12 protein-coding genes are annotated in these 14609 nt (G+C 36.1%); 9 read left to right on the top strand and 3 right to left on the bottom strand.

The window, feature by feature from the left end:
- The first annotated feature begins 69 nt into the window (after positions 1-69).
- The 6 genes from RBU59_RS02355 (at position 70) to RBU59_RS02330 (ending at position 6375) form a co-directional block, all read left to right on the top strand.
- Positions 70-1329, top strand: coding sequence for an ABC transporter substrate-binding protein (locus RBU59_RS02355; RefSeq protein ID WP_308146282.1), 1260 nt, complete (start codon positions 70-72; stop codon positions 1327-1329).
- Between the two features lie 78 nt (positions 1330-1407).
- Positions 1408-2286, top strand: coding sequence for a carbohydrate ABC transporter permease (locus tag RBU59_RS02350; protein WP_308146281.1), 879 nt, complete (start codon positions 1408-1410; stop codon positions 2284-2286).
- A gap of 1 nt (position 2287) precedes the next feature.
- The gene (locus RBU59_RS02345; protein WP_308146280.1) at positions 2288-3118 is read left to right on the top strand and encodes a carbohydrate ABC transporter permease; all 831 of its coding nucleotides are present in this window, start codon (positions 2288-2290) and stop codon (positions 3116-3118) included.
- 13 nt (positions 3119-3131) lie between these two features.
- Positions 3132-4685 (top strand): glycoside hydrolase family 5 protein, encoded by a 1554-nt coding sequence (locus RBU59_RS02340; RefSeq protein ID WP_308146279.1) that lies wholly within the window; start codon positions 3132-3134, stop codon positions 4683-4685.
- Positions 4686-4779: 94 nt separating this feature from the next.
- Complete coding sequence (locus tag RBU59_RS28725) at positions 4780-5265, top strand: J domain-containing protein (protein WP_308146278.1); 486 nt, start codon at positions 4780-4782, stop codon at positions 5263-5265.
- 450 nt (positions 5266-5715) lie between these two features.
- Positions 5716-6375 carry an undecaprenyl diphosphate synthase family protein gene (locus RBU59_RS02330; protein WP_308148527.1) on the top strand — a complete coding sequence of 220 codons (660 nt, stop codon included), beginning with the start codon at positions 5716-5718 and terminating at the stop codon, positions 6373-6375.
- 170 nt (positions 6376-6545) lie between these two features.
- On the opposite strand, the gene RBU59_RS02325 is transcribed toward RBU59_RS02330, so the two are convergent.
- Positions 6546-7133, bottom strand: a complete 588-nt coding sequence (locus RBU59_RS02325) for a dipicolinate synthase subunit B (RefSeq protein WP_308146277.1) — start codon at positions 7131-7133, stop codon at positions 6546-6548.
- The gene (dpsA, locus tag RBU59_RS02320) at positions 7120-8010 is read right to left on the bottom strand and encodes a dipicolinate synthase subunit DpsA (protein ID WP_308146276.1); all 891 of its coding nucleotides are present in this window, start codon (positions 8008-8010) and stop codon (positions 7120-7122) included. Before dpsA ends, RBU59_RS02325 begins: the two co-directional genes overlap by 14 nt.
- Before the next feature lie 358 nt (positions 8011-8368).
- Here dpsA and rpsO point away from each other — a divergent pair, with 358 nt between their 5' ends.
- Together rpsO and RBU59_RS02310 are read left to right on the top strand one after the other, a co-directional pair.
- Complete coding sequence (gene rpsO, locus RBU59_RS02315) at positions 8369-8635, top strand: 30S ribosomal protein S15 (protein WP_308146275.1); 267 nt, start codon at positions 8369-8371, stop codon at positions 8633-8635.
- A gap of 275 nt (positions 8636-8910) precedes the next feature.
- A complete protein-coding gene (locus tag RBU59_RS02310) occupies positions 8911-10293 on the top strand; it encodes an MATE family efflux transporter (protein WP_442871706.1) in 1383 nt (460 codons plus the stop codon).
- 42 nt (positions 10294-10335) lie between these two features.
- Here RBU59_RS02310 and RBU59_RS02305 read toward each other — a convergent pair whose 3' ends face one another.
- Entirely contained in the window at positions 10336-11760 is a 1425-nt protein-coding gene (locus RBU59_RS02305; RefSeq protein WP_308146273.1) for an NAD(P)/FAD-dependent oxidoreductase, read from the bottom strand.
- Between the two features lie 578 nt (positions 11761-12338).
- Between RBU59_RS02305 and RBU59_RS02300 the strand changes: the two genes are divergently transcribed.
- Positions 12339-14426 (top strand): polyribonucleotide nucleotidyltransferase, encoded by a 2088-nt coding sequence (locus tag RBU59_RS02300; RefSeq protein ID WP_308146272.1) that lies wholly within the window; start codon positions 12339-12341, stop codon positions 14424-14426.
- Positions 14427-14609: the final 183 nt, after the last annotated feature.

Here is a 14609-nt window from a genome sequence, read left to right as displayed (position 1 = left end):
GAATTCTTTCAACCATTTTTATTGTGGCAGTACCGCAGACCTGTCTGCGGTATGCAATGGGTGTAAAATATGAAAAAGTTTATTGCACTAGCACTTACAATCTGTATGGCAGTATCTCTAGCTGCCTGCGGTAAATCAAAAGCAACCGATGGGGAACAGGTCACTAAGGAAGCCGAATTAAATATTATGATGAGTTTTCCGCAATATATGGATCAGTGGGAAACTTACTGCAAACAATTTGAAGATAAGATGCTAAAAGAAGAGAATATTAAAGTAAAGGTAAATCTTGAAATGCCAAGTTCCGATCAGTATGACAGTGTACTTCAGGCGAGATTGTCAGGGGATGATGCACCGGATTTATATACTTTACATAGTAACAATATCTCTGCCTATGCGAAGGCGGGTAATTTGGCAGATATATCAAAAGAAGCATTAGCGGATAAAATCTATGACAATGTGAAAGAAACCGTATCCACAGATGGAAAGTTATATGCAGTACCGATTGAAAGCCAGGCCTGGGGGGTTCTGTATAACAAGGATATATTTAAAGATTGTGGGTTAAGCGTTCCGGAGACATTAGATGATTTGAAAAATGTGTGTGAAGTTTTAAAAGGAAAAGGGTATACTCCATTTCTGTTAGCATTTCAGGAACAATGGGTTCCTCAATTAATGACGGCTCTTACCATAGGCGGTAAAGTTTCCGGTGAAACAACGGATTGGCTTAAACGTATGTACAAGGATCAGGGTTCTTATGAGGAAATCAAAGACATCTTTGATCCGATTGATCTGATTATTGCTAATGGTACAGACAGAGCAATGGAAGAAGGAAGTGAAGCAGCCAGTGCGGACTTTGCAAACGGAAAAGCGGCTATGTTTGTTCAGGGTACCTGGGCGGCACAAACCATAATGACAACCAATGCGGATATGCATATGGGTGTATTTCCACTACCGATCAACAATAATAAAGACTGCACATTAGTTAATCTTTCAACTTCCACTACTTTAGGCGTATATCCAGGTAGTAAAGAGCTGGATTTAGCATTAAAATTTGCTAATTATGTATTAGATGACAAAGATTCCTCTGCTTTGTTTAAATCCTGTTCTTTTAATCCTTTAGCAACTTGTCATAATTATGAATCTTCCTCATGGGTGGCTGAGGCCTCCAAATATGTGGAGGAGGGGCGTTCATATCAGGATTTAGTGTTACCATCCGCAGTAACGGATGAGCAGGGAAAACTTTTGCAGGCATATTATGTTGGTTCTATAACGAAAGAGGACATTATAAAAGATTTGGATAAGACCTTTAAAGATGCCAATGCTTTGAACTAAAAACAGGTTTGTTTTCGCACAGGTAAATAGAGGGCGGGCGGGTTGCCCGCCCTTAATAAGGTAAAGGAGAAAGACAATTTGACTAAGAAAAAAAATCAAAATCTCAGTTTATTATTATTTACAGCTCCTGCTTTGATAGTTTATATTATTTTTAAACTGTTCCCTGCATTTTCCGGAATTTTTTATTCCATGACAGATTGGAATGGTTTGAATAAAACATATCATTTTGTGGGACTTACTAATTTTATCGAGATTTTTCAGGATATTAATTTCTGGAATTCCATGATATTTACTATAAAATATGTATTCGTAATGGTACTGGCTGCAAATATAGTAGCACTATTATTAGCGGTAGGAATTGAAAGCAGGAAGAGGGGGAAAGGATTTTTCCGCACCCTTTTTTATATGCCTAATATGATCAGTATGATCATCGGAGGTTATATGTGGACTTTTATCTTTACAAAGGTGTGTTATTATATGGCAGATAACTGGAATATTAAATTCCTGGATAAATCCTGGATTGGTGATCCGAAGTATTCTTTTATAGCGATTATTATCGTATCAGCATGGGGAATGGCAGGGTATTTAATGATTATTTATATGGCAGCACTACAGGGAGTTCCGGTTTATTTGATAGAAGCCGCCGGCTTAGACGGTGCAACCGGATGGCAGAAATTTTGGAGGGTATCCTTTCCTATGATACGGCATGCAGTTACGATCTGTGTATTCTGGACGCTAAATTCATCCTTCCAGGTGTTTGACGTAATCTATTCTCTCACGGGAGGCGGGCCCGGACGTGCAACACAATCTGCAGCAATTAATATTTATGAAGAAGCTTTTACAGGTAATATACGGTTTGGTTATGCGACAGCCAAGTCTACGGTTTTATTTATAATCGTACTCCTTATCACAGTTATTCAATTAATGTTAATGAAAAGAAGGGAGCAGGAGTTATAAAATGAAGCAGAAAAGATTATTCAATAACATAATTATTTATACACTCCTTATTCTAACGGCATTTTTTTGGCTTTATCCATTAATGATGGCCTTTATGAACTCCTTTAAAACGAATGGGGAATTACTAACCAACGTAATATCCCTGCCGGCTTTTATCCGTTTTGATAACTATATACGAACCATAGAGAAGATGCATTTTATACGCAGTTTTATGAATACGGTATTTGTATCTTTTACCGGTGTGGGAATGATTATATTATTTTCCGCACTGGCAGGGTGGAGATTATGCCGTACGAAAACAAAATTATCTACTGTAATATTCGGTCTGTTTGTTGTCTCTATGCTGATTCCTTTCAGCTCCATTATGATTCCGTTGTATAGGGTGGTATTACTATTACATATTAAGAATTCTCTTCTTGGGCTTTCGTTTGTATATGCCGGTCTTGGAGTCAGTATGGCTATCTTTTTATATCATGGTTTTGTAAAGGGAATACCAACGGAGCTTGAGGAAGCAGCTTCCATTGACGGCTGCAGTAAGATTAAAACTTTTCTATTAGTAATAATGCCTATGCTAAAACCAATTACTGCCACCATTTGCATTACCAATGTATTATGGATATGGAACGACTTCTTATTACCATTAATTACGATATCAGATAACAAAAAATATAGTTTACTCTTATCGACGAATACATTATTCGGTCAGTACAACAGCGATTGGACCGCCATCTTAAGCGCACTGATATTAGCGGCGGTTCCCGTTATTATTTTTTACGCCATTTTCCAAAAGCAAATATTAAAAGGAATCGCAGACGGTGCAATAAAAGGATAGAAATGAGGAAGATATGGATTTTATAAAAGCAACTCCAAATGGACTTAGTTGCAAAGGAGAACCAATTCTGCTCAGGGGTTTTGGTCTTGGCGGCTGGTTTTTACCGGAAGGGTATATGTGGAAACTTTATACGAAATGCGACAGACCACGCAGAATGGAAAAAATGATTGAAGAACTCTGTGGAAAAACATATGCTGATTATTTCTGGCATCAGTATTTTGAACGTTATATAACAGAGAAAGATATAGAATTAATAGCAGGAGAGGGATTTAATTCAATAAGATTACCACTCAATGCAAGGTTACTATGCGATAGAGATAATAGTGAATTGATATTTATAAAGGAAACAATAGAAAGAATTGATCAATTAATAGACTGGTGTAAAAAATATAATATCTATGTTATATTAGATATGCATGGAGCATCGGGCGGACAAACCGGGCAGAATATTGATGACAGTGAAAATGATGAACCGGGATTATTTATAGAAGTAAAATACCAGGAAGAATTGGCAGCTATCTGGGTAAAGCTTGCAGAGAGATATGTAAATGAGGAAGTGGTTGCAGGTTATGATTTAATAAACGAACCTCTGCCAAACTGGTTTAGTCAATATAATCATATGGTTTTGCCCTTATACCGTAAACTGATTAAGGAAATAAGAAAAGTAGATCAAAACCATCTGATTATTCTGGAAGGAGTTCATTGGGCAACTGATTTCTGTATTTTTCAGGAATTTACGAAAGAAGAAGCCCAAGATAATATTATGCTGCAATTTCATAAATACTGGAGTAATCCGGACAAAGAAAGTCTGGAATCTTTTACAGATACGGCTAAAAGGCTTAAGGTGCCTTTATATATGGGAGAAGGCGGAGAAAATAATTGTGAATGGTATACTACAATGTTTCCTTTGTACGAACGCTTGAATATTAGCTGGTCATTCTGGTCCTATAAGAAAATGGATTGTGATAATTCCCCTATCACCTTTTCTGTACCCGCTGGCTGGAATGAACTGATGGACTGGATCGAAGGTAAAAAAAATTTGGATACAACGAGGGCGAAGGAGATATTTAATCAATTTCTTGCTTGTATATCCTTAAGAAAAGTAAATCGGAATGTTTTTTGTGCCTTAAAAAGACAGGTGCCGGTAAATATTCCTTGTGAAGCTTATGATGATTTTACTATCAGATCAATTCGAATTCCGGGGGTTATACTTAGAATGACAGACCCTGTAACATTATTATTTAAAAATGGCAAATCCGGTGAGGTTGATTATAAACGATATGGAGGAGAAGAACAGCCTGAGAATGAAACTATTTGTATTCAGCTTACCGCCGGTGATCTTGTCGGTTATGAATTTATAAGTAAGCAGCCAATTGTTACAGCTTTTGTTACTGCAAGCGGATGCGGTACCTTACGGATTCAGATTGATGATGAAATAATAAAATATACGGTAGGTATCTGTAAAACATATACAGCTATCTTTCGGTGTGATACAGATAGTAAGAAGAAAATTAATTTAATCTGCGAAAAAGGAAGGATACGATTAGATAGGATTAAACTCGAATAACCAGATTAGTATTGCAATTACAAGAGTAAAAGTCTACAATAACATTAATTAACCTGCTTTCATAAAATAGGATCACAAAGCCGTGGGGGTAGAAATGTCGGATTGTTATATTAGTTATGGTGATATTAAACGTAAAATTAGAAATTTAAAGAAAGTGGAACTTAAGATACGTTTTCATGTAATGGATTTTTCTGATAGTAATAATAAAAATATATGGACGAAAATGAACAATGCCAATCTGATCTGGGATGATTTCTTTGACCTTCATGAGAGTACTTCAAAATCGGTTAAATATCCGTTAAAACGATTAGCTAAAATGAACAAGGATGAATTGAAAAATATCATTAGTGAATTTTATTATGGTGTTTATTATCAGTTCTATAAAGATAACGGGATGCTGGACATGAGTTTTTACGATCCGGATATACTTGCACAGTTAGGACTGCCGTTTGATGCGGACATAAGTACAATTAAGAAAAGATTTCGCGAACTGGCTAAAATCTATCATCCGGATGCGGGCGGAGATGAAGCTAAATTTATTGAATTACTTGAGCAATTTGAATCACTTCATATAAAATAACAGGTTAAAACTTTATTGTATCAATATATTTACTAAATAATACATAATAAAATATATAACTTATATTTTACTCTGACCAGAAATCAAGCCAGGCAGCTAAATTAAATATATACTGGTATTCATTCAAAAAAGCAAGATTGACCTTTTGACACTTAAATCCTGAAAATAATTTTAAAAATGATCCATTTGCATCTGCTGTGGGTCATTTTCTTTATGGGGTTTATTCAAACCAGGTTAAGAATAAATGCTACTTTTAACATCATATAACCGTATAATAATTCCAAATATGTATCATCATACGTTATATACCTTAATTTAAAACAAAAAAATGTACTGCGGTAAAAGAAACGGATGACAACAAGACATATTATTGGTACTATGATAAAAGAAACATACATCAAGGAAACTTATACAAAAGAAGAACATTTGTCAAAAAGAAAGGAAATAAAAATGCAGCAATTCAAAAGACTTCCCCGGCATATTGGTATCATACCAGATGGAAATAGAAGATGGGCATTAAGTAACGGATTAAATAAAGAAGATGGATACGAGCATGGTATAAACCCGGGGTTTGAATTATATAGGGAATGTATTGAATTGGGTATTAAGGAAATGACTTTTTATGGGTTCACCCAGGATAATACCAAAAGGCCTGCCATTCAGACGAAAGCATTTCAAAAAGCCTGTGTAGATTCTGTTATGCAGTTAACGGGACAGGACGCAAATCTTTTGGTAGTAGGAAATACCGGTTCTCCTTTATTTCCTAAGGAACTGCTTCCCTTTACGAAGAGGGTAACCCTGGGAAAGGGCCTAATGAATGTAAATTTTCTGGTTAACTATGGGTGGGATTGGGATTTAAGTCAATCCATAAAAAACGCGCGGGAGGGTCAGAAAGATTATTTTAATACCGGTATTGCGTCCTCAGACATTTCAAGAATTGATTTAATTATAAGGTGGGGCGGAAGGAGAAGGTTAAGTGGATTTCTACCAATTCAGTCTATATATGCTGATTTTTATATAATAGATGATATGTGGCCGGAATTTAAAATACAGCATTTATATGAAGCTCTGGAGTGGTACCAGACCCAGGACGTAACAAGGGGGGGCTGATAGAACAAAGCGACGAACTAAAATATATGTAAGGGATATCATGAATAATCTTATAAATTAATACATGTATCCCATAATTATCAAATTGCTTTATAACAGAATTAAATTTCATATATTGTCTGTTAGGATTAGTTTAATTAAGAGAATGAATCGTTTAAGAAGGATGGCTATCAGAATGGACTAATAACAACCGGCTGCAGCTGTTTGCCTTCCAGGGCGCTTTCTATTGTTAATTTTAACAGGTGGGTATGTGCTATCATGGATTTTGGTTTATTGTCCGGGCTATCCTGACCAAAAGGTACAAAATAGATATCTTTCGTGTTTAATAAAGTTCCAATATTTTTCAGGTTTAAACCAAGAGCATCGTTGGTAGCAACGGATATTACCAGCGGTTTACTGTTGCGGATATGAGCTTTTGCTGCCATTAAAACAGGTGTATCAGTGATTCCATTTGCTAGTTTTGCCAAGGTATTACCGGTGCAGGGAATGATAGCCATAATATCGAACATACTTTTCGGACCGATCTGTTCGGCATCCTCAATGGTAGTTATCGGTTCTTTGCCGGTCATTTGTTTTAACCTGTCGTAGAAATCGGCGGCTTTGCCGAACCGGCTGTTAATTTTTTGTGAATTAAAGGAAAGTATCGGATAAACGTTGACATTTTCGGCAAGAAGGTGTTCAATTTCATCAAATGCTTTATCAAAGGTGCAGAAGGAACCGGTTAATGCTATTCCTATATTTTTATTATGCAAAGACATACGAATCACTTCTTTCTAGATTAGTTAGCAGGTAATTAATTAAATAAGTCGCAGAGGATTTAGGGGCATATTTACCCGGAAGCCCAAGACAGAGTTTGGCATTTCTGGATAACTCTTTTGCTGCTTCATAATCGATTCCTCCTGGTGCAGAGGAGATATCGATAATTACAACATTTGGATTGGTTTTGACCAGCAGCTCTCTTGTTACTATTAGAGAGGGGATGGTGTTGAAAATGTAATCGTACTGGTCAATTTTTTCTCCCAGGGTCAAAAGAGGCACTGTACCAAAAGAAGCTGCATTTGCAGCAGCTAAAGCTAAGGGAGAGCGGGCAGCTATATCTATATGACCGCACAGACCTCTAAGTTTATCAGCTAAAGTCCTGGCACAACGTCCAAATCCCAGAATAAGGCAGGAACTTCCGTGAAGATTAGTAGTACTTGCTAAAATTGCCTCTGCTATAGTACCCTCGGCAGTTGCAATTGTATTAAAGAGAATAACTTCTTCCTGTTCCATGAAATCATGATAATAGATACCTGAATTATCACAGTGTTTTTTCATTTCCTTTGTAAGGCACCCACCATATAATTTTTGACCGGAAGAAAGTAAATTGCACAACTGGGGTATTGTTAAATCAGATTGTGTGGTTTGAGCAATTATATTATTTCCATCCTTTGAAACGGGAATTGGGGTGATTATGATTTGACTGGAATCAATAGCGTCAGCTAAGGAATCGGCAGTAGTACAGGTTAAGTCCAATAATTGATCCATAAGACCGTATACAATAACAGAGTAATTACGGGCGATTAAATCATTTGCCATAAATATCTGCCGCTTATCACCGCCTATAATTGCAAAATCATAACTAGTAGGATTCATACTAAGCCTCCCAAATTTATTAAAATGTTTATAAAAACTCTTCAGTTAATAAGTACTGCATGCTTCAATATATGGTATTTCATTGAAAAAGTTCTTGTATAATCCATGGCTATTATGGATAACGTAAATTTTTATATGACAATATATGAGTTTAGTCTAATTTATTCGGAATATAATGGAAGAAAATGGAATCTAAAAATGTAAATTTTACGTATTTATAATATAAATCTTGAATTAGCTGTTTACTTTTTACCGATACTATGCTATGATAAAAAACGTCAATAAGCCAATGCTCAGAATAAGGACACTCCGACCTTAATCTTAGTATCAGGCGTTTAAAATTTAGGAGGAAAAAATCATGATTAGTAAAGAAAAGAAACAAGAAATAATTGCAAACTATGGAAGAACACCGGAAGATACCGGTTCACCTGAAGTACAGATCGCTCTTTTATCCGCTAGAATTAATGAATTAACAGAGCATTTAAAGATTAACAAGAAAGATCATCACTCCAGAAGAGGTCTTCTTAAAATGGTAGGTCAAAGAAGAGGTTTATTGGAATACTTAAAGAATACGAACATTGAAGGATATCGTACTTTAATTGAACGTTTAGGATTAAGAAAATAATTCAAAACTTTAGGATTCGTTGCTGTTTTACAGGAACATAGATTATAACTTCGTGAACATTCTGTTTTAAAAACCGGAAAGGGTGGATTTTATCCATCCTTTTTTATGTTTTAGAAGTTTGAAAAACCTACCGGGCAGGATGCACATGAACACGCAAAAGGATAATATCCTTTAGGGTAGATTGTCACTAAAGTGACAGCGCGCCAGCGCTAGAGTCTGGTAAACCAGACTCTTTCTTATCTTATTTCGAAGAAATATGAAATGATTAGGGGTAAATAATGTACATAACAAATAGAATTAAAAATATAATTAAGGATAAGTCATTTCTTAGTAAAACCATATCAATAGCTATCCCAATAGCATTTCAGGGACTATTAAATACTTCCCTGAATTTTGCTGATATTTTAATGATAGGTAAACTGGGTGAAAATGCCATAGCAGGGGTAGGACTTGCAAATAAGGTGTTTTTTGTATTTACCCTTCTTGTTTTTGGAATTATTAGCGGTTCCGGAGTTCTCACAGCTCAATATTGGGGAAAACGGGAGATCATTAACATACGCAAAGTATTGGGAATCTCATTGCTTTTAGTATTATCTGCGTCTGTTTTCTTTGTAGTGCCGTGTATCTTAGCTCCCAAATTTGTGATGAGTATTTTTACCAATAGTGAAGAGACCATAAGATTAGGAGCTATCTATCTTGCTGTTGTTGTGATCAGTTACCCGTTTACGGCGATCACCAATGCTTACGTATCACTGCTAAGAGGAATCAATCAGGTCAAAGCTCCGGTTGTCATCAGCAGTATTTCCATATTAATTAATTTAGCATTTAATTACTTGCTGATTTATGGTAAATATGGGTTCCCTGAACTGGGTGTTGCAGGATCTGCGATTGGTACACTAATAGCTAGGATTTTTGAATGTACTGTTTTGCTGATATATGTTTATAAGGATAATGGACCGGCGGCAGGAAAGATAAAGCAAATGTTATCACTTGATATGAATTTTATACAAAAATATTTTACAACGGTATCACCGGTTATTGCCAATGAATTTATGTGGGGATTGGGAGTAACCTTATATTCACTGGCATATGGTAGAATGGGAGATACTGCTGTTGCAGCAATTACAATTACCCAGACGGTTGAACAGATTATGCAGGTTGTTTTTATGGGGTTAAGTAATGCGGCTGCGGTTATCCTTGGAAATGAAATGGGGGCAGGACATTTAAAAGATGCTGAAAAGCATGCAAAAGACCTTGTATTTATTCAGTTGACCTTAACTGTATTTGTAGGTATTCTGTGTCTGTTTATAAGACAGCCTGTAATCGGATTATTTGAAGCTACAGCAGAAGTTGCCGGATATGTAAAATTATGCTTTATGGTGTTTATATTATATCTTCCCTTTAAAATGTTTAATACAATTAATATTGTCGGGATTTTAAGAAGCGGTGGAGATACGAAAGCCTGTTTATTCTTAGACTGTACCGGAGTTTGGTTTATTGGAATACCAATGGCTTTTATCGGCGGATTAGTTTTGCATTTACCAATTTATACGGTATATGCAATGGTATTAATAGAAGAAGTATATAAATTTATTCTTGGGATAAAACGTTATCGCAAGAAAAAGTGGCTGAGGAATTTAGTTGCAACTGAATTTTAATAAAAAATGTTTCCTGACTGACGGCAGGAAACATTTTTTTAATTACTGATTCATTTTAAACAGGATACTTCTTGCTACACTGATTCCATTGGCAGATGCCTGTTGTAATCCCCTGGTAACGGAAGCACCGTCACCGATGGCTCGAAGTCCGTTAATGCTTGTTTCAAAATCTTTGTTTACCACTACTTTGTTGGAATAGAATTTAACTTCCACCCCATAAAGCAGAGTCTCATCACTGGCAATACCAGGTGTTACTTTATCCAGAGCAAGAATCATCTCTTTAATATCTACCATAATTCTATGTGGGAAGACTAAGGATAAATCTCCTGGAACGGCATCCTTTAAAGTAGGAATAAGGTTATTTCTGCAAAGCCTTTCTTCCGTTGTTCTTCTTCCTCTTTGGAAATCACCGAATGTCTGTACGAGAATCCTGCCGTCACATAACATGTTGCTTAACTGTGCAATATATTTACCATATTCTATGGGAGTTTTAAATGGTTTTGTAAAATTTTTGGAAACCAGGATAGCAAAGTTCGTATTATTTGTTTTATATTCTTTGGATTTATAAGCGTGGCCATTTACTACCGCAAGACCATTCTCATAATATTCTGTTGCGACTTCTCCGGATGGATTGGAGCAGAATGTACGTACTTTATCATCAAAAGTTGGCGTATAATAAACCAATTTTGCTTCATATAGATTCTTATTTAAAAACTCCATAACCTCATCACGAACTTCAACACGAACACCAATATCGACGGTGCCTACTTTTGTTTCTATTCCGTGGGAAGCGCAAATATGGCTGAACCAGTCCGAACCCTCACGGCCGATAGCAGATACGATTTCATCGGCATAATAAGTAGTTCCGTCACTGATGATAATACCTTTCGCCTGTTGGTCTTCTATAACAATGTCCTGAACCATGGTGTTAAATAACATCTCAACACCGGAAGCTAACAGATGTTCCTGCAGGCGGGTATAAATTTTATAACCCTCTTCCGTACCCAGATGTCTGATAGGACATTCGATTAGCTTAAGATTAGCGTTGATCGCACGTCTTCTTATTTCATGTATTTCATTCTCTTTATCGATTCCGTATACATTGGTATCAGCACCAAATTTAAGATAGATGTCGTCGGATTCCTTTAACAGTTCAATGGTGTTCTCATAACCTAAGATGTCAGGAAGGTTCCCGCCAACGTCTGGGGATAAGGAAAGTTTACCGTCTGAAAAGGCACCTGCGCCTGCAAATCCGGTCGTTATTGAGCAGGGTTTGCAACCTACACATTGTTTTGTCGTTCGTTTAGGACACATTCTTTTTTCAATGGGACGTCCCTTTTCTACCATTAAAATTTTTAAATCTTTATTTTCTTTTATTAATTCATAAGCACAAAAAATACCGGATGGGCCGGCTCCTATAATAATTACATCATATTTTTGCATAGTAACCTCTTTTCTGAATATCATATCCCTGATTAGATATTCGTTAATATTAAGTTGAATAATTAGTTTCAGCTTAAATACCGTCTGTGTTTATGTCTGATTGCCAACAGAAATTCTATCATAGATTTTATAAATATGCAAGAAAATATATATTTCGTTAATTAGAGTTATATAAACATTAGCGGTGTGTACAACAGTAAAAATACGAATAATCAATAGAGAATCGGATTTTTTGAAAAACTGGTTATAATTATAATTATATATTAAAAAATGGGTTAATGTTCACAGGCAACAACGCGAAGCGTGTTATTGTTCACGGAACTGCTGCTTTTTGCAGGAGAGTGAACAGTAACAAAAATGGAATAGATTGATAGAAAAAATGAAAAATTTAGTAGTAATTTTATCATTTTAGTGCTATAATATACTATTAGAGGGCCTTTTTACCCTTTTTAATCAGTGAATGTTGGAGATATATTCCGAGACTTCTGAAAAGATTATCGAGTTAAAGTAATTTTTTTAATACTTTTTTCTATAGATTCGGTGAGTTTTTCAGTAGTTTCGGCATCTCCAACAAAAATTATTCTTTCAAAGGAGAGCAAAATATGTACAAAAGTTTTTCCATGGATTTAGCCGGAAGAACTCTTACCGTTGAAGTAGGTAGAGTTGCGGCACAGGCAAACGGTGCTGCATTTATGCATTATGGCGATACGGTTGTTTTATCAACAGCAACAGCATCCGATAAGCCAAGAGAGGGAATTGATTTCTTCCCTTTAAGTGTTGAATATGAAGAAAAATTATACGCAGTTGGTAAAATTCCGGGAGGGTTTATCAAAAGAGAAGGAAAAGCATCCGATAATGCCATCCTTACTTCCCGTGTAATTGACAGACCAATGAGACCGTTATTTCCTAAAGATTACCGCAATGATGTAACGCTTAATAACCTGGTTATGTGTGTGGATCAGGACTGCAGTCCTGAATTAACCGCTATGTTAGGTTCTGCAATTGCAACCGCAATTTCTGATATTCCTTTCGATGGTCCTACCGCTTCCACAATGGTTGGAATGGTTGATGGGGAATTCGTATTTAATCCGACAAGTTCTCAAAGAGAAAAGTCAACTTTATCTTTAACCGTAGCATCTACAAGAGATAAAGTTATCATGATAGAAGCCGGTGCCAATGAATTACCGGAAGATAAAATGATAGAAGCAATTTTTGCGGCACATGATTTAAACAGGAAAATTATTGAATTTATCGATACGATTGTAGCGGAATGCGGTAAACCAAAACATGATTATGTAAAATGTGATACACCGGATGAGTTATGGAAGGATATGGTTTCCTTTATCACACCGGAAGCGATGGAAGAAGCGGTTTTTACTGATGTTAAGCAGGTAAGAGAAGCCAATATCAGAGAAATCAAGGATAAATTAACAGCAAGATATGAAGAAACGAATCCCGACTGGATTCCGCTTCTTGATGAAGCCGTGTATAAATTCCAGAAGAAGACAGTTCGTAAGATGATTTTAAAAGATAAGAAACGTCCGGATGGAAGAGACATTACTCAAATCAGACATTTAGCAGCAGAAGTGGATATCTTGCCAAGAACTCATGGATCTGCTATGTTTACCCGTGGTCAGACACAAGTTCTTACCATAACAACCTTAGGTGCCTTGGCTGAAATTCAAAAATTAGATGGTATCGATGAGAATGAAACTTCTAAAAGATATATGCATCACTATAATTTCCCGTCTTACTCTGTTGGTGAAACAAAACCATCAAGAGGTCCGGGAAGACGTGAAATCGGTCATGGTGCATTAGCAGAGAGAGCATTAATTCCGGTACTTCCGACAGAAGAAGAATTCCCTTATGCAATCCGTACCGTTTCTGAAGTTTTAGAATCTAACGGATCTACTTCTCAAGGCAGTATCTGTGCATCCACATTATCCTTAATGGCTGCAGGTGTACCCATTAAAAGAATGGTAGCCGGTATTTCCGTAGGTCTTGTTACCGGAGAAAGTGATGATGATTATATTATATTAACGGATATTCAAGGTCTGGAAGATTTCTTTGGAGATATGGACTTTAAGGTAGCCGGTACCCATAAAGGTATTACAGCAATTCAGATGGATATCAAGATTCATGGATTAACAAGAGAAATTATTGAAAAAGCGATCTATAGAACGAAAGAAGCCAGGACTTATATTTTAGATGACATTATGTCGCCTTGTATTTCCGTACCTCGTCCGGAAGTAGGACCTTATTCACCTAAGATTGTTCAGATCAAGATTGATCCGACTAAAATTGGTGATGTAGTTGGTCAGAGAGGCAAGACTATTAACGCAATTATTGACCAAACCGGTGTTAAGATTGATATTACGGATGACGGTGCTGTTTCTGTTTGCGGAGTTGATTCCGATAGCATTCAGAAAGCAATTAAAATCATCCAGACCATAGTTACTGACTTTGAAGAGGGTCAAATCTTTGAGGGTAAAGTAGTAAGTATTAAGGAATTTGGTGCTTTCCTTGAATTTGCACCAGGTAAAGAGGGTATGGTTCATATTTCTAAGATTTCAAAAGATAGAATTGACCGTGTTGAAGATGTCCTTACTTTGGGTGATGTTGTTAAAGTCGTATGCCTTGGTAAAGATAAAATGGGAAGAATCAGCTTTAGCATGAAGGATGTAAAATAAAATGCAAGAATTACTTTTATAATCTGGCAAGATATAAGATTACTAATATACAATTGAGGTAGTTATTCATTAGCCGTAAAAATGCTATGTGTAACTGCCTCGTTTTTTGTGCTTTTCTGGAGTTGACAAAATTTTCACCTGCAACTATAATTTATAAAAAGTCTGAAATAAAAGTTTCTATAT

Origin of the sequence: Anaerocolumna sp. MB42-C2, assembly GCF_030913705.1 — a bacterium.
Classification (GTDB): Bacteria; Bacillota; Clostridia; order Lachnospirales; family Lachnospiraceae; genus Anaerocolumna.
The sequence above is the reverse complement of the archived record's forward strand: the minus strand, read 5'-3'. Positions and strand labels throughout refer to the sequence as shown.